The following is a 23,339-nucleotide window of genomic DNA, read 5'->3' as shown; positions in this document are numbered from 1 at the left end:
CGCCAGCGCCGCGCCGGCGAAGCCCCCCGCCAGCTCCGTCAGCCGCTCCACCCCCGCCGCACCCAGGTGCTCATACGGCGCGGCGTCCACCCGGTCCGTCTCGTCCTCCAGCCCTTTGCGCAGGCCCATCCCCGCCTCCGTCAGCGTGCCGTCATCGGCCAGCAGCCCGCGCTCGCGCAGTCGCTCCTCGGCCGTCGACCACGCGGCCTCGCTCCAGCCCCGCGACTTGCGTGCGAACTCCGGCGTGAAGCCCTTCCCCGACGCCGTGTGCGTGACCAGCGCCTCCAGACCGCCCAGTTCCGCGTTCACCAGCAGCGCGATGTGCCCGTCGCCGCGGTGCTCGCGCAGCATCGTCGCGGCGTGCCAGAGCGCGAGGTGCGGGGCCTCCGGTACGGGCAGCCCCGACTCGGCCGCGTACAGCGGGCGCCCGGAGACGCCGCACCCCTCCGCCGCGCGCAGCGCGAGCTCCGCGGCCTCCGCCATCTCCTTCGAGGCGACCGCCTCATCGCCCAGCAGCCGCCGCAGCGCCCGGTCGACCGCGCGCTCCCGCGTGGCCAGGACCGTCGCCGGTGCCGCCGTCTCCCACGCCGCCGGGATGCGCTCGGCGACCAGCTCCGGGCTGAAGTTGTAGAACGTCGCCGTGACCGTGCCGGCTCCCGGCGCACCCAGCGCCGCGGAGCGCGCGGCCAGATAGGCCCCGTTCCAGTCGGTGAAGCCGATCTCCTTCGCCTCCTCCAGGAACTCGGCGGAGAAGTACAGCGACGAGTGCAGCGGATTGAGGACGTTGTGACAGCGGCGGCCGGCCCGTGCCGGGAGGGTGATCGTCATACGGCGCAGCGTACTGAGCGGGCGCTTAGCAAGGAAGAGCGGGTGGCAGGAAAGGAGGGAGATTCGTCATTGCCGCCATCGGTGCGGTACCACCACGATGAGGACATGCCACGCGACGTCCTCTTCGTCCTCTACGACGACCTGCAGAGCCTCGATCTGACCGGCCCGCTCGAGGTCTTCGCCGGCGCCAACCGGGGCAAGCCCGGCACGTACCGGATCACCACCGCCTCCCTCGACGGCCGCACCGTCCGCGCCTCGAGCGGCCTGCGGCTGACGCCCGACACCGCGCTCGCCGACGCCCCGCCCCCGCACACCCTGGTCATCCCCGGCGGCTACGGATCGCGCCGGATCGACCCCGGCATCGTGGCGTGGCTGCGGCAGGCCGGGCCGCGCGCCGAGCGCCTCGTCTCGGTCTGCACCGGAGTCATCCCGCTGGCCCGGGCGGGTCTGCTGGACGGGCGACGGGCCACCACGCACTGGGCGTACGGCGACCAACTCGCCGCCGACCACCCGGACATCGACGTCGACCTCGAGCCGATCTACATCCGCGACGGCCGCATCGCCACCTCGGCCGGCGTCACCTCCGGCATCGACCTCGCGCTCGCCCTCGTCGAGGAGGACCTGGGCCGGGAGACGGCGCTCACCATCGCCCGGCACCTCGTCGTCTTCCTCCGCCGGCCGGGCAACCAGACCCAGTTCAGCGCCCAGCTCGCCGCCCAGACCGCGCTCCGCGAGCCGCTCCGCGACGTACAGCACTGGATCACCGAACACCCCGGCGCCGACCTCTCGGTGGAGGCGCTCGCCGAACGCGCCCGGCTGTCCCCGCGGCACTTCGCCCGCGCCTTCCGCGAGGAGACCGGCATGACACCGGGCCGCTACGTCGCCCGGGTCCGCCTGGAGGCAGCCCGCCGGCAGCTGGAGGACTCGTCCGACAGCATCGAGCAGATAGCCCGTGCGTGCGGCTACGGAGCGCCGGAGGCGATGCGCCGGGCGTTCGTGAAGACACTGGGCTCGGCACCCGCCGAGTACCGCCGCCGCTTCACCGCGGCCGACTGAATCAACTGAATCAACTGAATCAACTGAATCAATGGGAGCGAACATGCAGGTAGCCATCGCGCTCTACCCCGGCTTCACCGCCCTCGACGCCATCGGCCCGCACGACGTGCTGGCGCAACTCCCGGACACGGAGATCGTCTTCGTCGCCGAGACGGCGGGCCCGGTCCGTAACGACGCCGACACCTTCGATCTCGTCGCCGGCGCCTCCTTCGACGACGTCCGCAGCCCCGACATCGTCGTGGTGCCCGGAGGCCCGCTCAACCAGGTGCACGCCGAGGCCGGCCCGCTGCACGCCTGGCTGCGCGATGTGGACGCCACCGCCGACTGGATGACGTCGGTCTGCACCGGCTCCCTCGTCCTCGGCGTCGCCGGCCTGCTGAAGGGTCGGCGAGCCACATCCCACTGGCTCGCCGTCGACTTCCTCGCCGGGCACGGCGCCGAGCACGCCGCGGGCGAACGCGTCGTCTTCGACGGCAAATACATCACCGCCGCCGGCGTCTCCGCGGGCATCGACTTCGCCCTCACCCTCGCCGGCCGGCTGCGCGGCGACATCGCCGCGCAGGCCTGCCAGCTCGGCATCGAGTATGACCCGCAGCCGCCCTACGACGCCGGCTCCCCGGAAAAGGCGCCGGCCGAGGCGAAGGAGGCGCTGCTCGCGGCGTGGGCGGAGTGACGCCCGGTCAGTCCAGCTGCCGCGGGGTGGCCCAGCGCGCCTTGTAGAAGGGGTACGCCTTGCCGTTGTAGCGGAGCGTCCGGGTTTCGTACGGCCCGTGGAAGCGGGCCGTATGTGACCTCTGAGTCCGGTCGCCGTACGTGACGTTGGACAGCACCCGCCCCGACCCCGGATGCGTGCTCACGGCCTTGGTCCCCTTCTTGCTGACCCCGGGCACCTTCGACCACTTCTGCGTGCCCAGGCCGACCTGGTAGACGGGGGTGCCGCTGGCCACCCACACCCGGTCGGTGCCGGGCACCGGCATCAGATCGTGCAGCGCGCCGTACGGCGCCTTGATGCGCAGCGCAGTGTCCTCGACCAGCTTCGGCTTCCCGGGAATCGCCCTGTCGATGCGATACGCCACCAGCCTGGGCTCGTGCGGCCTGCGGGGGCTCAGCTGGCCGATGGCCCACAGCCGCTTGCGGGCCGGGTCCCAGTGGACGCCGTGCGCGTCGTACAGCTTCTGGCAGCTCCAGGCCTTCTTGCTGCCACGCGGGAAGAGGCAGACATTGCGGTTCGCGTACGCGACGCCTCCCTTCTTGGCGCTGCCGGAGGACGCCACGGCCACCTCGCCGGTGGGCAGCAGCTCGATGCTGTGCGGGTTGTACGCGTTCGGCTTGCGCGGCCGGGTGAGCACGTTCGTACCCCAGAAACGCTTCTTGCCCCGGCTGTACTCGACCACTGCCGCCAGCCCCCGGCCGGAGACCGTGGCCAGGTATGTCTTGCCGCCGAACGTGTAGAACTTGGCCTCGTTGGCCCCGTTCCACGTGCGCCCGGGGTCGAGATCGCCCCAGCCGGCGTCCTTGCGCGGGTCGAACGACCACTGCACGGCGCCGGGGTCGCGGCCGATGTCCCAGCGGGCCTTCCCCGGTTTCAGGACGAAGACCTTGGACGAGGTGACCGCCACCGGCGCCGGCAGCGCCGCCGCGGCGGCCGCGTCCCCGCCCGCCGCCCGCGCCCCGACCTTCGAGTCGCCGTCCCGGTCCGCGGCCCCGCCGCCGGTCGTTCCGTCCTGCCCGCAGCCGCTCGCGAGCAACGCCGCCACGGTGCCGCCCGCCACTCCTGCCCAGATACGTCGCCGCATCCGTCAACTCCCCCCGCTTGCCTGCACGTTCGAGGGAACGATCTCACCGGAAGCCGGGATTCGGCAGTGACGGCCGCGCCCTGTGACGCGGGAGTGACAATGCGGGGAAGCGGTCACACCGACCAGGTGAAGCGAGGCTCCCGCCGCTCCAGAAAGGCCGCCACGCCCTCCACCGTCTCGCCGCTGCCCCGCGCCTCGGCCTCCCAGTGCGCGATACGGTCCGCAGCCGCAGGGCCCGCCGCGTACTCCTTCGCCGCCGCCTGCGTCAGCTGCGACCGCGTGGCCAGTACGGCGGTGAACTCCGCCACCCGCTTGTCCAGTTCCGCCCCCGACGGCAGCACCTCGTCGACCAGACCGGTGCGCAGCGCCCGCGCCGAGTCGATCAACTCGCCGGAGAACAGCAGGTACTTCGCCGTCGCCGGGCCGACCAGCCGGACCAGGCGCTGCGTCGAATCGGGCCCGTAGACGATGCCGAGCTTCGCAGGCGTGATGCCGAAGCTGGCGCCGTCGGCGGCGAAGCGCAGGTCGCAGGCCGCGGCGAGCTGGCAGCCGCCGCCGACGCAGTGGCCACGGACGGCGGCGAGCGTCGGCTTCGGGAAGGTGGCTAGGGCCTCCTCGGCCGCGACCGCGAGGCCCTGCGTGCTGCCGCCCTGCTCGCGCAGCGAGGAGATGTCGGCGCCGGCGCAGAAGGTCTCCCCGGCGCCGGTGAGCACGACGGCCCGTACCGCCCGGTCGGCGGCCAGCCGGTCGAGCAGTACGGGCAGTTCGCGCCACATGTCCGCCGTCATCGCGTTGCGCTTGGCGGGGTGGTCGATGACGAGGGTGGCGACGGCGCCGTCTGTGGTGGCGCGCAGGTGTCCGGTGGGCATGCGGCGAGCGTAATGTGTCGCCCGCCGCACGCCCGCCGCACGCCCGGCGCGGCCCCCGCAGGTCACGCGGATTCCGGCTCCGGCTCCGCCCCCTCCCGCAGCTCGCCGTCCAGCTCGACCCAGCGGGTGATCCCGATCTCCTCCAGGAACCGCAGGTCGTGGCTCGCCACGATCAGCGCCCCTTGGAACGCGGCCAGCGCAGCCACCAGCTGCTTCACGCTCGCCATGTCGAGGTTGTTCGTCGGCTCGTCGAGCATCAGCAGCTGCGGCGCCGGCTCCGCCAGCATCAGCGCGGCCAGCGAGGCGCGGAAGCGCTCGCCGCCGGAGAGGGTGCCGGCGAGCTGGTTCGCGCGCTGTCCCCGGAAGAGGAAGCGGGCGAGCCGGTTGCGGATCTGCTGCTGCGGTGTGCCCGGGGCCAGCCGCGCCACGTTCTCGACGATGGTCAGCTCCGGGTCCAGGACATCGAGCCGCTGCGGGAGATAGCGCAGCGGCACATGCGCCTCGGCCGTCCCCGCCGCCGGTGCCAGCTCGCCCGTGATCGTGCGCAGCAGCGTGGACTTGCCCGCGCCGTTGCGCCCGGTCAGCGCGATCCGCTCGGGACCGCGCACGTCGAACGCCTCGGCGCGGGTGCCGTGCTGCAGCTCGAGCTCGCGCAGGCTGAGCACGGTGCGGCCCGCCGGGACGGCCGTGTACGGGAGGTCGACGCGGATCTCCTTGGCGTCCCGTACCGCCTGCTCGGCCTCGTCGAGCCGCTCCTTCGCGCCCTGCAGCCGGTCCTCGTGCAGCAGCCGGTGCTTGCCCGCGGACACTTGGGCGGCGCGCTTCTTGCCGCCCGCGACGATCTTCGGGATGCCGCCGGCGTCCTGGGCCCGCTGGCCGCGCGCGAGCCGCCCGGCGATCTTGTCGTGCGCCTCGACGAGATCGCGCTTCTGCCGCTTCACATCGGCCTTGGCGGCCCGCACCATCCGCTCGGCCGCCTCCTGCTCGGCCTCCAGGATCTCCTCGTACGCGGTGAAGTTGCCGCCGTAGTGCCGGACTTCGCCGTCGCGCAGGTCCGCGATCCGGTCGACGAGGTCGAGCAGCTCGCGGTCGTGGCTGACCACGACCATGACGCCCGGCCAGGACTGCACCGCGGCGTACAGGTGCTTACGGGCCTCCCGGTCGAGGTTGTTGGTGGGCTCGTCCAGCAGGAGCACGTCAGGCCGCTGCAGCAGCAGCGCGGCCAGCCGCAGCAGGACGGACTCGCCGCCGGAGACCTCGCCGATGGTGCGGTCGAGGCCGATCCGTTCCAGACCGAGGCCGTCGAGGGTGGCGCGGGCGCGCTCCTCGACGTCCCAGTCGTCGCCGACGATCGTGAAGTTCTCCTCGGTGGCCTCGCCCGCCTCGATGGCGTGCAGGGCTCGTCTCGTGGCGGCGATGCCGAGGGCCTCGTCGACCCGGGCGCCCGTGTCGAGGGTGAGGGTCTGCGGCAGATAGCCGACCTCGCCCTCGAAGTGGACGCTGCCGGCGGCCGGGGCGAGCTCGCCCGCGATGATCCGCAGCAGCGTCGACTTGCCGGCGCCGTTCAGGCCGATCAGGCCGGTGCGGCCCGGACCGAGGGCCAGGTCGAAGCCGTCGAAGACGGGGGTGCCGTCGGCCCAGGCGAAGCCGAGCCCGGTGATGACGACGGAGGTGGTGGGTGACTGGGGGAAAGACATGCGGGGGGCCTCCCGTGCGCGCTTCGTAAATGATCGATTACTGCGCGTACGAGACTCCGTACAAAGGCCATGCGACCGGGGGGATGGTTCGGTGCCCTGCAGGGACAGGGGGCGGCTCAAGCCTGAAGGTCGCACGTGCCACACGCGATCGCGTGATCGCGGGCACGGTGTCTCAAGACCTCAGGCGAGCAACGGCCTCTCCTATCGACGACTGCAGGGCCAAAGAAAAGGTACGACATCGCGGACAGCACCCGCAACGCATTTATTCGGTCTCAGGTTTCCCTGGCATATGCGAACCCGATCGGAAGATGTCCAATCCTGGCCAACTTCTACGCCTTGGCGTCCGGGACTGCCCCGTATACCAACACTCGGAGTGTGAGACGTCGCAAAGGTAGGTGCCGGTGATGACTGACCGCGGGACTTCCCCGCCCGAACCGACGGGTCAGCTCGCCCCGGCACCGTACGAAGGAGTGTGGAGATTCACCGCACCGGCCCTGGACTCGTCGGTGCCGCAGTCCCGGCATGCCGTACGGGACCTCCTGCACAAACAGGGGGTCCCGGTCGCCGACGAGCTGATCCACGGGCTGCTGCTGATCGTGTCCGAGCTGGTCACCAATGCCGTACGGCACGCGGCCCTGCTCTCGCCCCGGATCGGCGTCGAGGTCGCGATCGGCGCGGACTGGGTCCGGGTGTCGGTCGAGGACCAGCACCCGTACCGGCCGAAGGCGCTGCTGGCCGACGACGACGAGACCGGCGGGCGCGGGCTGCTGCTGGTCAAGTCGATCGCCGCGGAGGCGGGCGGGGTGTGCGACGTCCAGCACACCGACACCGGCGGCAAGATCATCTGGGCCTCGCTGCCGCTGTCCCCCGCGGCCGCCGTGCCTACCAGCCTGCCGCAGCCCCGGTGAGCTCCCGGATCGCCGGCCGCGCCGCATCCAGCACCGTCATGAACCACGCCGAGAACGGCCCCTGCTCATGCCGCTTGGCCAGCTCCTCGGGCGTGGCGAAGACGGTGTCGGCGACCTCCTCCGGGTCGGGCTGCGGGGTGCCGCGCACCCAGCCCGCGAAGAGGTGGTTGTACTCCTGCTCGACCAGACCGGAGTCCGGGTCCGGGTGGTTGTACGTGACGGTGCCGGCCTCGCGCAGCAGGAACGGCGAGATACCCAGCTCCTCGTGCGTCCGCCGGGCGGCCGCGGCGAACGGAGACTCGCCCGGGTAGGGGTGCCCGCAGCAGGTGTTCGACCACACGCCGGGGGAGTGGTACTTCCCCAGCGCCCGCTGCTGCAGCAGCAGCCGCCCGGCGTCGTCGAAGAGGAAGACGGAGAACGCGCGGTGCAGTTGCCCCGGGGCCTGGTGCGCGGCGAGCTTCTCCGCTGTGCCGATCGTCCGCCCGTCCTTGTCGACGAGCTCGAGCATGATCTGTTCCGTAGACGTCGGCATGACCCGTCCTCTGGTGCGTCGTGACTGACTCGCTGTTGGCTGCGGCTGCCAAGTGTGCCGTACGGGCCCGCCCGGACGGCGCCGGTCCCCGCCGGGCCGCTCGTCCGTGTCCCGGCTCACGTACCGTGGCGTTGTGGACTTCACGTGGCGCCGGCTGACGGAGGCCGACTTCCCGCTGCTGCGCGACTGGCTGCGGCAGCCGCACGTGCAGCGCTGGTGGAACCATGAGACCGCTCCGGAGGCGGTGGCCCGCGACTTCGGCCCGGCGGCGCGCGGCGAGGAGCCCTCGGAGGACCTGCTGGCCCTGCTGGACGACCGCCCGCTGGGCCTGGTCCAGCGCTCGTATCTGCGCGACTATCCGGATTACGAGGCCGAGTTGGCGTCGCTGACCCCGGTGCCGTCCGGCGCGATGACGCTCGACTATCTGATCGGCGATCAGAAACGGACCGGCAAGGGCACCGGCACGGCCATGATCCGCTCAGCCGTCGATCACCTCTGGACCGATCACCCCGCCGTTCCGGCCATCGTGGTCCCGGTGGTCGCGGCCAACACGGCCTCCTGGCGGGCCCTGGAGAAGTCCGGCTTCCGCCGCGTGGCCACGGGGCCGCTGACGCCGGACAACCCGGTCGACGACCCCACGCACCACGTGTACCGGCTCGATCAGTCCGTACCGCGCTCGGCGATCGACTTGCGGACCTCGGCCATGTCCAGCGCGCGCGCCTGGCCGATCACGTCGTCCAGGGCCTCCGACGGCAGCGCGCCGGGCTGACCGAACACGGCCACCTGGTCGCGGATGATCATGAGCGTCGGGATCGACTGGATGCTGAAGGCGGCGGCCAGCTCGGGCTGGGCCTCGGTGTCGACCTTGCCGAAGACCAGATCCGGGTTGGCCGCGGCGGCCTTCTCGTAGACCGGGGCGAACTGGCGGCACGGCCCGCACCAGGAGGCCCAGAAGTCGATCAGCACGAATTCGTTCTCGCTGACCGTCTGGTCGAAGTTCTCCTTGGTCAGCTCCACGGTGGTGCCGCTCATGGCCTTCTCTCCTCCTGCTGCTGGCGGGCGCGTCTTGTGACAACACTAGGCGTTATGACTGAAGCAATGACTTATGACGTAGTGGTGCTCGGCGCCGGTCCGGTGGGCGAGAACGTGGCCGAGCGGGCCCGGGCCGGCGGGCTGAGCGCGGCCATCGTGGAGAGCGAGCTGGTCGGCGGCGAGTGCTCCTATTGGGCGTGCATGCCCAGCAAGGCGCTGCTGCGTCCGGTGATCGCCCGCGCCGACGCCCGGCGGGTGCCGGGGCTACGCCAGTCGGTGCAGGGGCCGCTGGACGCGGCCGCCGTGCTCGCGCACCGCGACGGCTACACCAGCCACTGGAAGGACGACGGCCAGGCGAAATGGGTCGAGTCCATCGGTGTGGAGCTGCACCGCGGCCACGGCCGGCTGGCCGGGCCCCGTACGGTCACGGTCACCGCGCCCGACGGCGCCGTGACGACGCTGACCGCGCGGCACGCCGTCGCCGTCTGCACCGGCACCGCCGCCGCGCTGCCTGACCTGCCGGGCATCGCGGACGTGAAGCCGTGGACCAGCCGCGAAGCCACCAGCGCCGGCCACGCCCCCGGCCGCCTCGTGGTGGTCGGCGGCGGGGTGGTGGCCACCGAGATGGCCACGGCCTGGCAGGCGCTCGGCTCCCGGGTGACCATGCTGGTGCGCGGTTCCGGGCTGCTGCCCCGGATGGAGCCGTTCGCCGGCGAGCTGGTCGCGGGGGCGCTGACCGAGGCGGGCGTGGACGTGCGTACCGGCGTCTCGGTGTCGGCGGTGGCCCGCGATGCCGGCGGCGGCGCGGTCACCGTCACCCTCGACGACGGCTCGACGCTCGAGGCCGACGAGATCCTCTTCGCGACCGGCCGCGCCCCGCGCACCGCGGACATCGGCCTGGAGACCGTGGGGCTCGAGCCGGGCTCCTGGCTCACCGTCGACGAGAGCCTGCGCGTCGAGGGCAGCGACTGGCTGTACGCGGTCGGCGACGCCAACCACCGGGCGCTGCTGACCCACCAGGGCAAGTACCAGGCCCGGATCGCGGGCGCCGCGATCACGGCGCGGGCCGCGGGCGTCCCGCTGCTGGAGACCGACCGCTGGGGCGCGCACGCCGCGACCGCCGACCACGCCGCCGTCACCCAGGTCGTCTTCACCGACCCGGAGGCGGCGAGCGCGGGCCTCACCCTCGCCGAGGCCGAGGAAGCCGGCCACCGGGTGCGGGCCGTCGACTACGACCTCGCGAACGTCGCGGGCTCCGGCCTGTACGCCGACGGCTACGCGGGCCGGGCCCGCATGATCGTCGACCTGGACCGGGAGATCCTGCGCGGCGTCACCTTCGTCGGCCCCGCGGTCGGCGAGCTGATCCAGTCGGCCGCGATCGCGATCGCGGGCGAGGTCCCGGTCGAGCGGCTGTGGCACGCGGTGCCCGCGTATCCGACCATCAGCGAGATCTGGCTGCGGCTGCTGGAGGAGTACCGCGGCTGAAGTCCGAGGAAAGTCTGGCTTGTTGGAGCCACGGCTGTTAGCTTCCCCTGCCATCGATCATACATTCACTCGTGATGTGTATGAATGGAGGGCGGATGCGGGGAACGACGGCCGTGGTGCTCGGCGGCAGCGTGGCGGGGCTGTGTGCGGCGGGGGTGCTTGCCCGGCACTTCGACGAGGTGATCGTCCTGGAGCGGGACCGGCTCCCGCCGGACGCGGAGCACCGGCGGGGGGTGCCGCAGAGCAAGCACCCGCACTTCCTGCTCAACTCCGGGCGGCGCGCGATCGGCGAGATCTTCCCCGGGTTCGAGGAGGCGTTGATCGCCGCGGGCGGGATGCTCCTGATGCCGTCGCTGGACGCGGCGTACTGCGAGAATGACGGCTGGGCGCCGCGCAAGTCCGGCTCGATGACCATGATTTACAGCTCCCGGGTGCTCATCGAGCGGGTGCTGCGGGAGAAGGTCCGCGAGCTCCCGGCCATCGAGATCCGCGAGGGCGTGACCGTCACTGGGCTCCGTACCACCGGAGGCGGCAGCGCGGCCGGGCGCGTCGAGGGCGTCGAATTCCGCGCGGGCGACGTGGACGGCCACCTGCCCGCCGACCTGGTCGTCGACGCGCTGGGCCGCGGCTCTTCCGTCGCCGACTGGCTGGGCGCGGCGGGCTGGCCGGCGCCGCCCGAGAAGACCCTCGACGCCAAGGTCACCTACACCTCCCGGTGGTACGACCTGCCGCCCGCGGACAAGCGCCCGGACTCGTGGTGGTGGCAGCACCTGGTCGTCACCCCGACCCAGGACACCGGCGCACATCCGGACGAGCACGACTTCCTCAGCAACTTCTTCCCGATCGAGGGCGACCGCGCCATCGTGTGCATGGGGTCGTGGGGCATCCAGATGCCGCGCCAGGCCGACTCCTTCGAGGCGGCGGCGGATCGCGTACGGGCCGCGGCCTTCGGGCAGGCGACGCGCGTCTGCACGCCGACCTCCGAGGTGCACCTCACCCGCTCGACCGGCAATAAGTGGCGCCGCTACGACCTCCTCGACCGGCCTCCGCTCGGTCTGGTCAGCGTCGGCGACTCGATCTGCGCCTTCAATCCGTTCTACGCCCAGGGCATGAGCTCGGCGGCCCGCTCGGCGCTCATCCTGGCCGAGCTGCTGCAGGCCCGGGACGCCCTCGATCACGCCTTCTTCCGCGAGTTCCTGGCCCGGCAGAAGAAGTCCCTCGACGTGCCCTGGATGCTCGCGATGGCCCGCGACCAGGCCTACGACTTCGCCACCGGGACCGAGATCATCGCGCCCTGGCGCCGCCGGCTCGCCGCGCGCTTCAGCTGGCCGGTCTTCAACGCCATCACCGCCACCAGCCGCGAGGACGCGTATGTCGAGCGGACCTTCGCGGAGGTCTTCAACCTCGACAAGTCGCTGCGGCAGATGGCCACCGACCCGCGGTTCTGGTTCGGCATCGCCCGCTACAAGGTGCGGCAGCGGCTCGGCCGCACCGTCGTGCCCGGCGGCTTCGACGACCAGCAGGACCCGCCCGGCACCGACTTCACCGACGTGACCCGAGGAGCGAGCCATGGGCAACCCGTGCGATCCGGCAGCCGAGCGGCTCGCTGACCAGCTCGGCTTTTCCTGCCGCGACGCCAACCCCGTCATGGACCTGCGCAACCCGTTCGATCTCGCGAGCGGCACCATGCCGTTCCTCGAACTGCTCGTCATCGGCGGCGCCGTGTTCGCCCTCGTCCACGCCTGGCGGCGCCGGCGGCGCGACGGCGACCCGGTGAACATCGCGCTGTGGTTCGCCTCGGTCGTCTACCTCGCGGTGATCGAGCCGCCGCTCTACTTCCCGGCCTGGTTCGGCCTGGAGGAGCACGTCGGTCTGATCTTCTCCCACAACCTCTTCACCGTGCAGTTCATGTACGACCGGCTGCCGCTCTACATCGTCGCCTTCTACCCGGCGCTGTCCCAGCTCGCCTACGAACTCGTCCGCGCCCTCGGCATCTTCGCGCGCCGCGGACCCCTGGCCGGCTCGCTGGCGGTCGCCTTCGTCTGCCAGGTCTTCTACGAGATCTTCGACCAGCTCGGCCCCCAGCTGCGGTGGTGGGCCTGGAACCCCGGCAACGAGAAGATCAACGAGCCGGCGCTCGCCTCGGTCCCGATGAACAGCATGCTCCTGTTCGCCTCGGTGTCCTTCGGCGCGATGACGTATCTCGTCGTCCGGCTGGTCGGCGCGCGGGAGGGGCGGGGGACTCTCACCGGCAGGCAGATCAGCCTGCGCACCATCGCCGCCGGTGTCGTGACACCGCTGGCGATGACGATCGTCAGCGCACCCAGCGGCGCCTTCCGCGGCGAGGACCAGCTGTGGATCCAGCGGACCATCCTCGGCGCCGAGCTCGCCGTGGTCTGGATCATCGGCCTGTATCTGGTGGCGGAGGCCTGGCGCGCCCGGCGCACCGATCCGGTGCCGGTGGCGTCACCGCTCTTCGCGCGCACCTACCCGGCGCTCTTCCTCGCCGTCCTCCTCGCCCTGTGGCTGGTCGCGCTGCCGGACTGGTTCGCGGCGGACGACGGCATCACCGAGCAGGGCACGCCGACCGGCAGCCTCTGGTACGTGGCGCTGTGCGCCGCCGCCGCGACCGGTCTCGTCGTGGCGGCCCTGCGGGCGACCGCCTCCCGGCCGGCCGCAACGCCTGTGCCATCCTGAGGCGATGGGGCACCACGGCTGGGCAGGCCGGCCTCCGGCATCGGACGCGGAGGCCCGGCAGCGCATCATCGACGCGACCGTCCGCTGCATCGACCGGCACGGCGTCGCGAAGACGACGCTGTCCGACGTAGCCGGCGAGATCGGCGTCACCCGCCAGACCGTCTACCGCCACTTCGGCAGCATCAGCGACATCTTCGGCGAGGTGGCGGCCCAGGGCGCCGAGGCGTTCGTGGACCAGCTGATCGCGCACTTGCAGGGGACCACGGACCCGGCCGATGCCGTGGTCGAAGGCATCCTCTTCTGCGTACGGACGATCCCCGCCGACCCGAGCCTGAGCCCTCTCCTCCAGCTCGGCGACACCACCGCCTTCGGCCGCGGCGCCACGACGCGGGACACCATCACGTACGGCGCCAAGATGCTGCAGCGCTTCCCCGTCGACTGGACCGCCGCCGGTATCGACGACGAAGACCTCAACGGCCTCGCCGAGATCATCATGCGTCTCCTGACCTCGCTGCTGCAGCACCCGAACGACCCCGCACACGACGAGGCCCACCTCCGCCCCCTCCTCAACCGCTGGCTGGCCCCAGCACTGACCCGGGGGCGTGCACCAGTGCATCGGTGACCTTCGGTGCATGAGGCTGAACTGGCCGTTGTCCAGCCTCACTTGGAGGAAGAGATGCACCTCGTCGCCTCGGCGCTCTGCTGCGGCCTGCTGCTGAGCGGGCCGACTCTCGCCACCGCTACCGCCGTCGCCGCGCCCGCCGCTCAGTCACAGACCCAGCAGAAGGAGCGCGGCCGCGGCGCGCTGGTCTCGGCCGAGAAGCTGTACACGCTCGCGACGCGGCAGGCGGTGGCCGCCGAGTTGGGCGAGGGCGGATTCGACGACGACACCGTGCGGCACGGCGTGGTCGCGTACCGGCTCGTCTACCGCACCATCGATGCGCACGGAAAGCCGTCGACCGCGAGCGGGCTGCTGGTGCTGCCGCGGAGCGGCGAACGACGCCTGCCGACCGTCTACTTCGGGCACGGCACCGGCAGCCACAAGGACGACTCCCCGTCCATGCGGCGCGGCGCGTTCGTCTCCGCGCCGGTGATCGCGCACGCGTCGGCCGGCGCCGCGGCGGTCGCGCCCGACTATCTCGGGATGGGCACGGGCCCCGGCCTGCACCCCTGGATGGACATCGGCTCCGAGACCACGGCGTCCCTGGACATGCTGCGAGCGGCCCGCGCCTTTACGGCCGCCCGTACCGGACACGTGCTGGAGCGCGACGTCCTGGCGACCGGCTTCTCCCAGGGCGCGTCGGCGGCGCTCGGGCTCGGCCGGGCGCTGCAGGCGGGGGAGGACCGGTGGTTCCGGCTGGGCGCGCTGGCGCCGGTCAGCGGCGCGTACGACTTCGGCGGCGCGGAGCTGCCCGCGCTGCTCGCGGGTGAGCTGGAGCCCAAGTCGAGTGTGCTGTACACGGTGTACACGCTGGTGGCTTTCAACCGGGTGCACCACATCTATGACGACCCGGGCGAGTTCTTCCGGGCTCCGTACGACACCACCATCGAGGCGCTCTTCGACGGCGCCCACACGGGCGAAGAGCTGATGCGGGGCACCCCGGGCACCGTCGCCGAACTGCTCACCGAGCAGGGGCGCCGGCGGCTGGCGAACCCGACGGGTGGGCTGGCGGAGGCGCTGCGTATCACCGATGCCGTCTGCACCGACTGGGCTCCCCGCGCCCCCGTCCGGCTGTACATGGCGACCGGCGACGAACAGGCCACCACCACGAACACCGACCACTGCGAAGCGGCCCTGCGCAAGAACGGGGTGGCGGCGCCGGTCGTCGACCTGGGCGCCACCGACTACGAAGGCTCCCGGCACCTGGGCTCCAATGTCGCGGCCACATCGGCCCACTTCGGCTGCTGGGTCTGCTCGGCGGGCGTGAACTCGGCGGTGTACGGCTTGATATCCAGCACCGGCGTCCCGTCGACCGCGTCCAGCCCGCGCACATGCAGGTCGAGCCCGTCCACCCGGTCGAGCCGGCATCGCGAGACGCCGAGCCGATTCGGCCGGTACGGGCCGCGGTGCGCGAAGACGCCGACGAGCGGCCAGTCCGGGTTGTTGCGGGGATGCCGCAGCCCGGTCTGGATCCTGGCCGGGTCGAGCTGGTCGAAGAAGAACACGACTTCGAGGTGCGAGTACCCTTCGACACCGGTCAGCGCGTCGGGGGCGAACTGCTCGGAGTCCAGCCTGATGATGGCGGTGACGTCCCCCCAGTTGTCCTCGTAGATCTCGGTGCGGCCACCGGTCACGGTGGCGACAGGGCGGAGGGTGAGTTCGGCCGTCACGCCGCCAACGCTACAGCGCCGGTGTTCAGCCGCGAAGGGAACGGCGACCATGAAACTGACGACCGTCACGAACGTCTCCGTCGACGGAGTGACCCAGGGGCATCGACGTATCGCCGGGGAAGCCCCGGGCGGATTCGAGCGCTTCGGGTGGGGCCCGCCGCTGCTCGACGACGAGGCGTCGACGTTCATCAGCGAGACCTTCCAGCGCGCCGACGCCTTCCTGTTCGGCCGGCGGACCTACGAGATCTTCGCGGGCTCCTGGGGGGCCGGCATGGATCCGGGAAACCCCGTCGGAGAGGCGCTGAACAAGCGGCCCAAATACGTCGCTTCGACCACGCTCACCGACCCGCGGTGGGCGGGCACGACCGTCCTGTCGGGCGACGTCGCGGGCGACGTCCAAGGGCTGCGGGCCGCCGAGCGGGGCGGTGAGCTGCAGGTGTGGGGGAGTGGCACCCTGATCCGCTGGCTGCTCGACCGCCGGCTGGTCGACGAGATCGTTCTGCTCACGTATCCCGTGGTCGTCGGCCAGGGCACGCGGCTCTTCCCCGCCACGGGCCCCGACCTGGGACTCGAGCTGGCCGACCTGCGGTCCACCCCGAAGGGGCTCACGATCCAGACCTACCGCACCACCGGCCGCCCGCGGTACGAGACGACCTGAGGGCTCTTGCTACGCGTCGCGATGAACCCGGACCCTGGGGGACGGGTCAAGCGCTGGTTTTCGCCGCCCCGAACGCCGCCACCAGTACGTCCGCCAGCCGCCGCCCCGCGGCGAAGCCGGGATCGCGGTCCGGGTCGTAGATCGTCACGTCCAGGCCGAGGACGCCCGGGGACGCGAGCAGCCCGCCCAGCACGGCTTCGAGCTCGTCGAAGCTGATGCCGCCCGGATCCGCGGCGTCCACGGCGGGCATCACCGCGGGGTCGAGGACATCGGCGTCGAGGTGGATCCAGAAGCCGTCCAGCGGCTCCACCACCGCGAGCGCGCGGGCGGCGGCGGCTCCCGGGCCGGCGCCGACCTCGGCGGCATCGATGAGACGCAGGCCGTCGGCCGCCGCCTCCGCCGCGCTCTCGTCGTACGACCGGATCCCCATCGCCACGGTGTCCTCCGGCCGGAGATACGGGCGGGCGCCGTCCAGTTCGGCGAGGATGCCGCCCTTGCCCGTGACCATGGCGAGGCTCTCGCCGCCGGCCGCGCCGACCTGGGTGCTGTTCCCCGGATGCCGGTAGTCGAGCCCGTCCAGGGACACCAGCCCGTACCGCCCGGGCCTGCGGTGCAGCGCCAGTCCTGGGCCGAGGAGGATGCTGCAGTCGCCGCCCAGCACCACCGGCAGCTCGCCGGCGTCCAGGATCGCGGCGAGCCGGTCCGCGAGGTCGCGCGCGTATGTGGCGATATCGGCTTCGTTACGGACATTGCCCGGCACCCAGGCGGCCCGGTAGCGCGGCGCGGTCAGCACCCCGGCGTCCCGCGCGCCGAGCCGCGTCAGCAGCCCCGCGTCGCGGAACACCCCCGGCGCCTTGTAGCAGCCGGGCACCGAGCCCTCCTCCGGAGGCCGCAGGCCGAGGTTGGAAGGGGCGTCGAGGATCGTAAGGAGTCTCATGCCGTGCGAGCGTACGTCCCGGACCGGCCGGATCGCGCGGCGGTCATACGGCCTGCCCCGCCGCATCCGCGTCCGCATCCAGCGCCGCCAGCGTGCGGTGGTGCAGGGGCGGGGTGACGGCGCCGTCGACGAGCGGGTCGCCGGTGCTCCGCATCCACGACGCCAGGCGGCCCGCGAGCTCGTCGCGGATGCCGGCCGAGTCCGGGTCGTGGGCCAGGTCCACCATCTCGTCCGGGTCCCGTACGAGGTCGTACAGCTCGACCGGCGGATGGAAGGGCACCCTGGCCGCCCCGCTGGTACGCGGTGTGCTGCGCGGTCTCCAGGACTGGCTGGAGTCCATGATCTCCGGTGCCGAGCTGAAGTTGGCGATCAGTTTGTACTGGTCAGTGCGGATGCACCGCTTCGGGTCGTAGTAGTCGTGGTGGGTGAGTTCGCCGAAAATCTCCGTGCGCGGGCGGTAGCTGCCGCCGTCGAGGAGGGAGGCGAGGCTGCGGCCGTGCAGGACGGCGTCCGACGGCAGGCCCGCGGCGTCGAGGAGCGTCGGCACGATGTCGATGTTGGGGACCAGCGCGTCATGGGTGCCACCGCCGCCCCAGCCGCGAGCGGGCAGCCGCATGATCAGCGCCGTCTCCAGCCCCGGGTCGTACAAGGTGCACTTGGCGCGCGGCAGGGCGAGGCCGTGGTCGGTGGTGAAGACGACCAAGGTGTTGTCGGTCAGCCCGAGTTCGTCCAGCCGGGCGAGCACCCGCCCGGCGGCGGCGTCCATGTGCCGGATCGCGCCCTGCAGTTCGGCGACCTCGACGCGCGCACCGGCGTCGTCGACGAGGTACGGCGGTATCTCGACGCCGAGGTGGTCGTCGGGTTCGATGGCGTCGCCGAGGAAACCCGCCACGCCCTCCGGGTCCCGCTTGCCCGGCAGCCGGTGCGGCTCGAAGAAGCCGGCCTGCAGATAGAAGGGGGCGTCGCCGGCGGCGAACCGCTCCAGCCGCTCGATCGCCCGGTCCGCCACCACATCGGCCAGCCCGCCGGTCACGACCTCGTCGAAGCCGAGACGCGCGGCGATCCGCGCGTCCGCGCGGACCCGGGACTCGTGGTGAACGCCGACTAGTGAGGTGCGGTATCCAGCGCCGCCGAGCCGCTCGGCGAGATGCCGTTCACCGGGATGCAGATCCCACCCGAAGTCACCGTGGGTCAGGCCCATGACACCGGTGGAGTGCGGCCAGCGCCCGGTGAAGAGCGACGCCCGGGACGGGCTGCACTGAGGCGCGGTGGCGAAGGCCTGGCTGAAGGTGACACCGTCCGCGGCCAGTTGGTCCAGATGCGGGCTGCGTACCGTCCTGTTGCCGTAACACCCCAGATACCGCCCGAGATCGTGGCAGTGCAGCAGCAGGACGTTGGGTCTCATCGCGTTGCCTCTCGTTGTCGCCGGCTCTGCCGCCGTATTCTTCACGGCTGGGTGATCTCGCCCGCCCGCGGGCCCCTGGCTTTCCGGCGCAGCAGGTCGCATTGCGGGCGCGGGTGCCGCGTGCTAACGGTTCGAGAATGAGGCGCGAGATTCCCCGGGTCGACCTGGCCGACGCGACGGCGGCGTCGGTGGCCCGGCGACGAGCATTCGGCGAAACCGTGGAGCGGGGGCTGCGCGAGATCGGCTTCGTCTTCGTCCGGACGCCGGACGTCGCGCGGATGCTGCCTGCCGTGTACGGGGCGTACGCCGAGGTGTTCACCCGCCCCGCCGAGGAACTGGAACGGTATCGGCGACCCGAGATCCACCATCTCCGCGGCTACACCCCGCTCGGCGTCGAGACGGCCGCGGCATGCCGGCGCTCCGGGGCGGACGGCGGGCCGCAGCCCGACCAGCGCTCATGCTGGCTGATCGGCCCCGAATCGATCACTGATCCGGCGCTCAAGGACCGCTTTCCCGCGTTCTACGCCGACAACGTATGGCCCGAGCAAGCGCCGGACTTCCACGACGGCGCGCTCTCCCTCTTCGATGCCCTCAACGACGTAGGCCTAGAGGTCCTGCGCGCCCTCGAACCACGACTCGGCTACGCCGACGGCTACTTCGCCGAGCTCACCCGCGACGCGAGTACGGCGCGGCGGCCGCTGTGCTATCCGCCGGTCTCCGCGGAACAGCTCGGACGGGTCGTCTGGGGCTGCCGCCACACCGACGGCAACCTCGTCTCGGTCCTCCCGCCCTCCACCGGCAAGGGCCTCAAGGTCAAGCTCCGCGGCGGCGGCTGGATCGAGGGCACCGCCCCGGAGGGCCACACCATCGTGCAGGTCGGCGACATGCTGCAGTACCTGACCGGCGGCCATCTCCGCTCGGCCGTCCACCGCATCGACGCCCCCACCACCGCGACCGCCCGAAGCCGCTACTCCAGCCCGCTGTTCATCTACCCACGCGCCGACGTCGACCTGCGGCCGGACGAGCGCCGGCGGGCCAACTCCCTGAAGCACCCCTCGATCACGGCGGCCGCATTCTTCGAGGCGCGGCTGCGGACGGTGGGGCTGGAGGCGGCGGTCACCTGAGGGGTGCGCGGACGCGTGTGCCGGCAGGATCCGGGGTCGCCGGGCGGGCCGCCGGCTCCGGCGTCGGCTCGCTGCGGTGCGATACGCCAGCGGGGCCGTGGTCTCGAGGCCGGCGAGCCGGGCACGGAGGGCGTCGGCGTGGGTGCGGAAGTCGTCGCCGTCCGCCGTGAGGTGGTCGGCGCCGTACACGGTGAAGGGCGGCAGTGCGGCCATGCCGGTGTACCAGAACGTGCCGTGGTGCAGCGGCCAGAGCACCTCATCCATGTGCCCGTGGATGCCACGCGGCCCGAAGCTCGCCTCGCGGGCGCCGACGGACGTGACCACCATGCCGCGCTTCCCGGCGAGCCCGCCGTCGCCGTATCGCCGGGTCCGCCCCTCGCCGTCCTTCACCCTGGAAGCAAGCCCTTGGACCAACACCCGGTCGAACCAGCCCTTGAGGATCGCCGGCGGCCCGAACCACCACAGCGGAAAGTGCACGATCACGGTGTCCGCCCAGGCCAGCTTCTCCTGCTCAGCCCGGATATCCGCACTGATGGTCCCGGCCCGCCAGGAACTCTCCTGAGCGTCACCGACGAGCATGCGCCCCCCGTCCCCGGCGCCGTAATCCTCCGCGTCGAGGACTGCCTTCCACCCCATCGCGTACAAGTCGGACTGCCGCACCTCGTGCCCAAGTCTCTCCAGGTGCCGCACTCCCTCATCGCGCAGCGCGTACGAGAGCCGGATAGCCAACATCCGCAAGGATCTGGCCCCGACGGCTGTCGTGGCGTGCCTAGTGCCGGATGCGGCCGGCGACCGGTACGGGTGCGACGTGGCCGGTCGGCGGAGCGGTCTGCGCCAAAGCGAGACCGACGTCCACCAGTGATGACCGGCGCAGGCCCGTGACATCGGCGCGCGGTGTCCAGACCGATTCCGCGATCTCGCCGTCCGGCTCGGGCCGGAGCCGGCCGCCGGTGATACGAACGCGGTAGAAGATGCCGACGTTCTGATGCTCCACACCGGCGCGGGCCTCGGCAGCCGGGATCAGCCTGGAGTCCACGCCCAGCAAGCGCTCGACCACCGCATCACAGCCGGTCTCCTCGGCGATCTCCCGGATCACCGCGTCGTACGGATCCTCCCCGTGCTCGACCCGGCCGCCCGGGAGCGTCCAGGTGGATACGCCTTCCGCGGACACGTGCCGGGCCAGCAGCACTCGCGCATCCTCCATGCACACGCCATAGGCAGCCAGCCGAAAACTCATCTCCGGACCCTAGCCCGAGCTCCGGCCGAGCGCGATCACACCCGCGGCCGTAGCGACGCAGGTGGGGTGCTGGTGGTCGCGGAAGGCCTGGTCGGGGTCGGCGGTGACGCCTTTCGCGTTGTACGGAACGAGGCCGTCCGCGTGCTGTGCCCGGGCGAGCGTCTCCCACATTTCCTCGGGGTGCTGCGGCTCCGGCAGGCAGGCGTCCACCATCAGGAGTTCGGCGAGCAGGTCCCACTCGCAGGTCTCTGCCCACACCTCCATCCATACGGGCAGCCACTGCCTCAGGTAATCCGCGATTCCATTGCCGAGGCGGTGCGGCCGCATGCCCCAGTCGGTGAGGTGGAAGACCGTGTGCGTCATGGCGTAGGCCGTGTCCCAGTCGATCAGCCACGGCTCCGGCAGCCGGCTCAGCCAGGTCGGCACGGACCCGGTCGCCGTCGCCGTCGCCGCCGACAAGGCGGCCACGTCGGCATCGTCGTTTCGCAGCCCGGCGAGCAGCGCGGCGTTGGCGACCGCAAGGCGCCGGTTCGGCTGCTGCTCGACCGCCGCGTAGGAATCCGTTGCCAGCAGGTGGTTCAGCAGTTCGTCGAGCCGGGTGTGCCGATGGCCGGCGGCGGCGAACAGGGCGTAGACCTCCAACGGGTCCGTCAGCAACGGATGTCGCAGCTGCCGCTCATAGAGCAGGTCGCCCGCACGCAGCTGACTCCAGCAGAATTCCCGTAGCTCCAGCGCCTTCTCCCCATCGCCGGGCAGCGCACCGGGGTACCGGTGCAGCAGGCCCGCCATCAACGCCATCTCGGCCAGCGGCTTGTAATCGGCATTCGGATCGGCGAGCACCAGCGACTCATCGGACGGGAACGCACCCCGTAGGCGATGGCGATGCACCCAGCCGAGGGCTCCACCGGCCACCCGCGCCGCCGCTGCCTGCCAGGGCTGGGCGACGGCGCTCATGACGCCCCCTCCCGTGCGACGAGTCGTCGGACGATCGCCGTGTCCAAGGCCATGCGGGCGTCATCGCCACCGCACAGCGCGATATGCCGTACGGCTTTGGCCACCCCGTGAGATCCCAGTCCGGTATCTGCCCCCCGCAGCTGTGCGATGACCGCCCAGCGCGCCAGCCTGGCGGCGGTCGGGAGGTCGCGCCGGAGCACCGCCCGTACGAGACCGCGACCGATGTCAGCGGCACGTTCGCCGACGCTGTCCGCCACCGGTCCGCCGAGGCCCGGCCAGGCCAGCGGGGCCAGCAGGGCCTGGCGCTGGGCCCAGATCCGCCATGCCGCACCGGATGCGGCCGCGACGCATTCCGCTTGACTCCACGGCGCGTTGGCGGTGGTTCCGGCTCCCGGATCGGCAAGAACCGCCTGCGCCTCCCCCAGACACCGCGCCTCTGCGGGAGCGGCGTCGTCGCAGGGATGGACGGCCAAGGCCCGCTCCAGCACCCAGCGGTCACCCCCGTCGGGGGCATAGCCGCTCAGCAGCGTCGGTGCGACGGCGTCGGGGCCCAGCACGCGGACCGCGGCGAGCGCCGTCGACTCCTGCTCTGCCGCACCGAGGAATGCGGGCAGGACGCCGTGGATCTGCCCGGATTGCAGGGCCTGGTGCAGACAGTCGGCGAGGCTCTCGCTCGCCGAGGCGACGGCCTGCCCCGACGCCGGATGCGGCAATGACATGCGACTCACCCTCTCCGTGAAGGTGCGGCTTCGATCTGCTGGTGGAGGTGGGCATAAGCGTGATTCACAAAGGCGTTGCGGCGGTCCGGGTTGTTGTTGGTCAGGGCGGCATACGCAAGTCCGGGCTCGATGCTGAATCCGATGAATGCGGTGAAGCCGCGGGTCCCGCCGCCGTGATAGTGGACCGTGCGGCCGGTGGCGGTGGTCCGCCGATTCCAGATGAGGGGCGGCGTGCGGGCGTCGGGCCCGTCCGGGCGCAGCACAAGTCCGAGCGCCTTTCGCAATTCGGGGTCGTCGGTGCAGGCGTCGGGATTCATCAGACAGCGCATGTGCCGGATCAGGCCGCGGGCGGAGGAGCGCACCACGCCGGCGCCGGGCAGCCCGGGCAGGGCGGCAGGAGGGCGGGTGCGTCCTCGCCAGTGCCCGGTGGCCTGGGGCGTGCAGGGATCGGCGGTCGTGTCGGCCAGGCCGAGCGGGCGGACGACCAGATCGTCGAGCAGGCGGGCATACGTACCGCCCGTGGCCATCTCCATGATGCGGCCGAGCAGACCCACGCCGAAGTTCGAATACTGTTGCCGGCTGCCGGGCTGACTCCGTAGCCGCGTGCGAGTCAATGCCGGGAGAACGTCGCCGGCGTCGAATGTCGCATACGGGTTCACATTCCACGACCGGATGGCCCGTCGCCTGAGGCCCGGAGGGTGGAAAGGCAGCCCGGAGGTGTGCGTGGCCAGGTGCCGTAGCGTCATCCGGTCCGCCCCGCGCTGCCGCATGGGAAGATACCGGTCCACGCGGTCGTCCAAGGTGAGTGCGCCGCGGACACACAACACGGCCAGCATCAAAGCGGTATACGTCTTGCTGACGGACCCGACTTCACAGTGGGTCGTATCGGTCAGTGGTACGGCATGGCCGGTTTCCGCGAACCCCAGCGAGGCCGTCTCGTAAGTCTCCGCACCATCCCCGGAGTTACGGAACTGAGCGACGATGGCGGCAGGATGCGGGCCCGCGGCAGCTGCCAACTTCTGTGTCATGGTGCTGGTCGCGTCGGTCAAGATGAATGAACACCGCCCGGGGAGT

23 protein-coding genes and 1 pseudogene are annotated in these 23,339 nt (G+C 71.8%); 10 read left to right on the top strand and 14 right to left on the bottom strand.

Translation table 11 applies throughout. The features are described 5' to 3' along the window. The coding region (locus G5C51_RS00775; RefSeq protein WP_165229726.1) for an SCO6745 family protein at positions 1-828 on the bottom strand (828 nt) is incomplete at its 3' end. 105 nt (positions 829-933) lie between these two features. On the opposite strand from G5C51_RS00775, the gene G5C51_RS00770 reads away from it, so the two are divergent. Both G5C51_RS00770 and G5C51_RS00765 read left to right on the top strand, forming a co-directional pair. Further along, positions 934-1,884, top strand: a complete 951-nt coding sequence (locus tag G5C51_RS00770) for a GlxA family transcriptional regulator (RefSeq protein ID WP_165229723.1) — start codon at positions 934-936, stop codon at positions 1,882-1,884. A gap of 43 nt (positions 1,885-1,927) precedes the next feature. Beyond that, positions 1,928-2,557: a DJ-1/PfpI family protein gene (locus G5C51_RS00765; protein WP_165229720.1), complete on the top strand. Its 630-nt coding sequence runs from the start codon at positions 1,928-1,930 to the stop codon at positions 2,555-2,557. Between the two features lie 7 nt (positions 2,558-2,564). Here G5C51_RS00765 and G5C51_RS00760 read toward each other — a convergent pair whose 3' ends face one another. The 3 genes from G5C51_RS00760 to G5C51_RS00750 form a co-directional block, all read right to left on the bottom strand. Continuing rightward, positions 2,565-3,680 carry a DUF6528 family protein gene (locus G5C51_RS00760; RefSeq protein WP_165229717.1) on the bottom strand — a complete coding sequence of 372 codons (1,116 nt, stop codon included), beginning with the start codon at positions 3,678-3,680 and terminating at the stop codon, positions 2,565-2,567. Between the two features lie 113 nt (positions 3,681-3,793). Continuing rightward, positions 3,794-4,549, bottom strand: coding sequence for an enoyl-CoA hydratase/isomerase family protein (locus G5C51_RS00755; RefSeq protein ID WP_165229714.1), 756 nt, complete (start codon positions 4,547-4,549; stop codon positions 3,794-3,796). Positions 4,550-4,611: 62 nt separating this feature from the next. Further along, a complete protein-coding gene (locus tag G5C51_RS00750) occupies positions 4,612-6,246 on the bottom strand; it encodes an ABC-F family ATP-binding cassette domain-containing protein (RefSeq protein ID WP_165229711.1) in 1,635 nt (544 codons plus the stop codon). A gap of 404 nt (positions 6,247-6,650) precedes the next feature. Between G5C51_RS00750 and G5C51_RS00745 the strand changes: the two genes are divergently transcribed. Then, the gene (locus tag G5C51_RS00745) at positions 6,651-7,154 is read left to right on the top strand and encodes an ATP-binding protein (protein WP_165229708.1); all 504 of its coding nucleotides are present in this window, start codon (positions 6,651-6,653) and stop codon (positions 7,152-7,154) included. Here the strand turns inward: G5C51_RS00745 and idi are convergent. After that, the gene (gene idi, locus G5C51_RS00740) at positions 7,129-7,686 is read right to left on the bottom strand and encodes an isopentenyl-diphosphate Delta-isomerase (RefSeq protein WP_240929274.1); all 558 of its coding nucleotides are present in this window, start codon (positions 7,684-7,686) and stop codon (positions 7,129-7,131) included. The two genes, G5C51_RS00745 and idi, sit on opposite strands and share 26 nt — an antisense overlap. Before the next feature lie 133 nt (positions 7,687-7,819). On the opposite strand from idi, the gene G5C51_RS00735 reads away from it, so the two are divergent. Next, on the top strand, positions 7,820-8,455 hold the full coding sequence (locus G5C51_RS00735; protein ID WP_165229704.1) for a GNAT family N-acetyltransferase: 636 nt from the start codon (positions 7,820-7,822) through the stop codon (positions 8,453-8,455). On the opposite strand, the gene trxA is transcribed toward G5C51_RS00735, so the two are convergent. Then, on the bottom strand, positions 8,347-8,718 hold the full coding sequence (trxA, locus tag G5C51_RS00730) for a thioredoxin (RefSeq protein ID WP_165229701.1): 372 nt from the start codon (positions 8,716-8,718) through the stop codon (positions 8,347-8,349). The two genes, G5C51_RS00735 and trxA, sit on opposite strands and share 109 nt — an antisense overlap. 54 nt (positions 8,719-8,772) lie before the next feature. Here trxA and G5C51_RS00725 point away from each other — a divergent pair, with 54 nt between their 5' ends. The 4 genes from G5C51_RS00725 to G5C51_RS00710 all read left to right on the top strand — a co-directional run bounded on the left by G5C51_RS00725 (position 8,773) and on the right by G5C51_RS00710 (position 13,522). Next, complete coding sequence (locus G5C51_RS00725; protein WP_165229698.1) at positions 8,773-10,203, top strand: dihydrolipoyl dehydrogenase family protein; 1,431 nt, start codon at positions 8,773-8,775, stop codon at positions 10,201-10,203. A gap of 95 nt (positions 10,204-10,298) precedes the next feature. Further along, positions 10,299-11,813, top strand: coding sequence for an NAD(P)/FAD-dependent oxidoreductase (locus tag G5C51_RS00720; RefSeq protein WP_165229695.1), 1,515 nt, complete (start codon positions 10,299-10,301; stop codon positions 11,811-11,813). After that, complete coding sequence (locus G5C51_RS00715) at positions 11,773-12,900, top strand: hypothetical protein (protein WP_165229692.1); 1,128 nt, start codon at positions 11,773-11,775, stop codon at positions 12,898-12,900. Before G5C51_RS00720 ends, G5C51_RS00715 begins: the two co-directional genes overlap by 41 nt. A gap of 4 nt (positions 12,901-12,904) precedes the next feature. Then, the gene (locus G5C51_RS00710; protein ID WP_165229689.1) at positions 12,905-13,522 is read left to right on the top strand and encodes a TetR/AcrR family transcriptional regulator; all 618 of its coding nucleotides are present in this window, start codon (positions 12,905-12,907) and stop codon (positions 13,520-13,522) included. Between the two features lie 1,223 nt (positions 13,523-14,745). On the opposite strand, the gene G5C51_RS00700 is transcribed toward G5C51_RS00710, so the two are convergent. Then, entirely contained in the window at positions 14,746-15,282 is a 537-nt protein-coding gene (locus G5C51_RS00700) for an SAM-dependent methyltransferase (protein ID WP_165229774.1), read from the bottom strand. Between G5C51_RS00700 and G5C51_RS00695 the strand changes: the two genes are divergently transcribed. Next, on the top strand, positions 15,281-15,889 hold the full coding sequence (locus G5C51_RS00695; protein WP_165229686.1) for a dihydrofolate reductase family protein: 609 nt from the start codon (positions 15,281-15,283) through the stop codon (positions 15,887-15,889). The genes G5C51_RS00700 and G5C51_RS00695 overlap by 2 nt on opposite strands. Positions 15,890-15,935: 46 nt before the next feature. Here the strand turns inward: G5C51_RS00695 and G5C51_RS00690 are convergent, their stop codons facing one another. Together G5C51_RS00690 and G5C51_RS00685 are read right to left on the bottom strand one after the other, a co-directional pair. Next, entirely contained in the window at positions 15,936-16,826 is an 891-nt protein-coding gene (locus tag G5C51_RS00690) for an arginase family protein (RefSeq protein ID WP_165229683.1), read from the bottom strand. 43 nt (positions 16,827-16,869) lie between these two features. Beyond that, positions 16,870-18,231 (bottom strand): sulfatase family protein, encoded by a 1,362-nt coding sequence (locus G5C51_RS00685; RefSeq protein ID WP_165229680.1) that lies wholly within the window; start codon positions 18,229-18,231, stop codon positions 16,870-16,872. Between the two features lie 137 nt (positions 18,232-18,368). Here G5C51_RS00685 and G5C51_RS00680 point away from each other — a divergent pair, with 137 nt between their 5' ends. Next, on the top strand, positions 18,369-19,355 hold the full coding sequence (locus G5C51_RS00680) for an isopenicillin N synthase family dioxygenase (RefSeq protein ID WP_165229677.1): 987 nt from the start codon (positions 18,369-18,371) through the stop codon (positions 19,353-19,355). Between the two features lie 174 nt (positions 19,356-19,529). Here G5C51_RS00680 and G5C51_RS00675 read toward each other — a convergent pair. The 5 genes and pseudogenes from G5C51_RS00675 to G5C51_RS00655 all read right to left on the bottom strand — a co-directional run. Further along, positions 19,530-20,087, bottom strand: a pseudogene (locus G5C51_RS00675) (NAD(P)H-dependent oxidoreductase); the annotation flags it as partial. 37 nt (positions 20,088-20,124) lie between these two features. Beyond that, on the bottom strand, positions 20,125-20,592 hold the full coding sequence (locus tag G5C51_RS00670; RefSeq protein ID WP_165229674.1) for an NUDIX hydrolase: 468 nt from the start codon (positions 20,590-20,592) through the stop codon (positions 20,125-20,127). Between the two features lie 9 nt (positions 20,593-20,601). Next, positions 20,602-21,546, bottom strand: a complete 945-nt coding sequence (locus G5C51_RS00665) for a DUF6895 family protein (protein ID WP_165229671.1) — start codon at positions 21,544-21,546, stop codon at positions 20,602-20,604. Continuing rightward, on the bottom strand, positions 21,543-22,265 hold the full coding sequence (locus G5C51_RS00660) for a hypothetical protein (protein WP_165229668.1): 723 nt from the start codon (positions 22,263-22,265) through the stop codon (positions 21,543-21,545). Before G5C51_RS00660 ends, G5C51_RS00665 begins: the two co-directional genes overlap by 4 nt. A gap of 5 nt (positions 22,266-22,270) precedes the next feature. Beyond that, positions 22,271-23,314, bottom strand: coding sequence for a serine hydrolase domain-containing protein (locus tag G5C51_RS00655; protein ID WP_165229665.1), 1,044 nt, complete (start codon positions 23,312-23,314; stop codon positions 22,271-22,273). Positions 23,315-23,339 lie beyond the last annotated feature (25 nt).

This window comes from Streptomyces coryli (assembly GCF_011044975.1).
Lineage (GTDB): Bacteria > Actinomycetota > Actinomycetes > Streptomycetales > Streptomycetaceae > Streptomyces > Streptomyces coryli.
This window is presented reverse-complemented; position numbering and strand designations above follow the sequence as displayed.

What these genes read in the sequence shown, in the direction of transcription:
- G5C51_RS00770 (WP_165229723.1), top strand. Translation starts at nt 934, where the DNA reads ATGCCACGCGACGTCCTCTTCGTCCTCTACGACGACCTGCAGAGCCTC.
- G5C51_RS00765 (WP_165229720.1), top strand. Translation starts at nt 1,928, where the DNA reads ATGCAGGTAGCCATCGCGCTCTACCCCGGCTTCACCGCCCTCGACGCC.
- G5C51_RS00760 (WP_165229717.1), bottom strand. Translation starts at nt 3,680, where the DNA reads ATGCGGCGACGTATCTGGGCAGGAGTGGCGGGCGGCACCGTGGCGGCG.
- G5C51_RS00755 (WP_165229714.1), bottom strand. Translation starts at nt 4,549, where the DNA reads ATGCCCACCGGACACCTGCGCGCCACCACAGACGGCGCCGTCGCCACC.
- G5C51_RS00750 (WP_165229711.1), bottom strand. Translation starts at nt 6,246, where the DNA reads ATGTCTTTCCCCCAGTCACCCACCACCTCCGTCGTCATCACCGGGCTC.
- G5C51_RS00745 (WP_165229708.1), top strand. Translation starts at nt 6,651, where the DNA reads ATGACTGACCGCGGGACTTCCCCGCCCGAACCGACGGGTCAGCTCGCC.
- idi (WP_240929274.1), bottom strand. Translation starts at nt 7,686, where the DNA reads ATGCCGACGTCTACGGAACAGATCATGCTCGAGCTCGTCGACAAGGAC.
- trxA (WP_165229701.1), bottom strand. Translation starts at nt 8,718, where the DNA reads ATGAGCGGCACCACCGTGGAGCTGACCAAGGAGAACTTCGACCAGACG.
- G5C51_RS00725 (WP_165229698.1), top strand. Translation starts at nt 8,773, where the DNA reads ATGACTGAAGCAATGACTTATGACGTAGTGGTGCTCGGCGCCGGTCCG.
- G5C51_RS00720 (WP_165229695.1), top strand. Translation starts at nt 10,299, where the DNA reads ATGCGGGGAACGACGGCCGTGGTGCTCGGCGGCAGCGTGGCGGGGCTG.
- G5C51_RS00715 (WP_165229692.1), top strand. Translation starts at nt 11,773, where the DNA reads ATGGGCAACCCGTGCGATCCGGCAGCCGAGCGGCTCGCTGACCAGCTC.
- G5C51_RS00710 (WP_165229689.1), top strand. Translation starts at nt 12,905, where the DNA reads ATGGGGCACCACGGCTGGGCAGGCCGGCCTCCGGCATCGGACGCGGAG.
- G5C51_RS00695 (WP_165229686.1), top strand. Translation starts at nt 15,281, where the DNA reads ATGAAACTGACGACCGTCACGAACGTCTCCGTCGACGGAGTGACCCAG.
- G5C51_RS00700 (WP_165229774.1), bottom strand. Translation starts at nt 15,282, where the DNA reads ATGGTCGCCGTTCCCTTCGCGGCTGAACACCGGCGCTGTAGCGTTGGC.
- G5C51_RS00690 (WP_165229683.1), bottom strand. Translation starts at nt 16,826, where the DNA reads ATGAGACTCCTTACGATCCTCGACGCCCCTTCCAACCTCGGCCTGCGG.
- G5C51_RS00685 (WP_165229680.1), bottom strand. Translation starts at nt 18,231, where the DNA reads ATGAGACCCAACGTCCTGCTGCTGCACTGCCACGATCTCGGGCGGTAT.
- G5C51_RS00680 (WP_165229677.1), top strand. Translation starts at nt 18,369, where the DNA reads ATGAGGCGCGAGATTCCCCGGGTCGACCTGGCCGACGCGACGGCGGCG.
- G5C51_RS00670 (WP_165229674.1), bottom strand. Translation starts at nt 20,592, where the DNA reads ATGAGTTTTCGGCTGGCTGCCTATGGCGTGTGCATGGAGGATGCGCGA.
- G5C51_RS00665 (WP_165229671.1), bottom strand. Translation starts at nt 21,546, where the DNA reads ATGAGCGCCGTCGCCCAGCCCTGGCAGGCAGCGGCGGCGCGGGTGGCC.
- G5C51_RS00660 (WP_165229668.1), bottom strand. Translation starts at nt 22,265, where the DNA reads ATGTCATTGCCGCATCCGGCGTCGGGGCAGGCCGTCGCCTCGGCGAGC.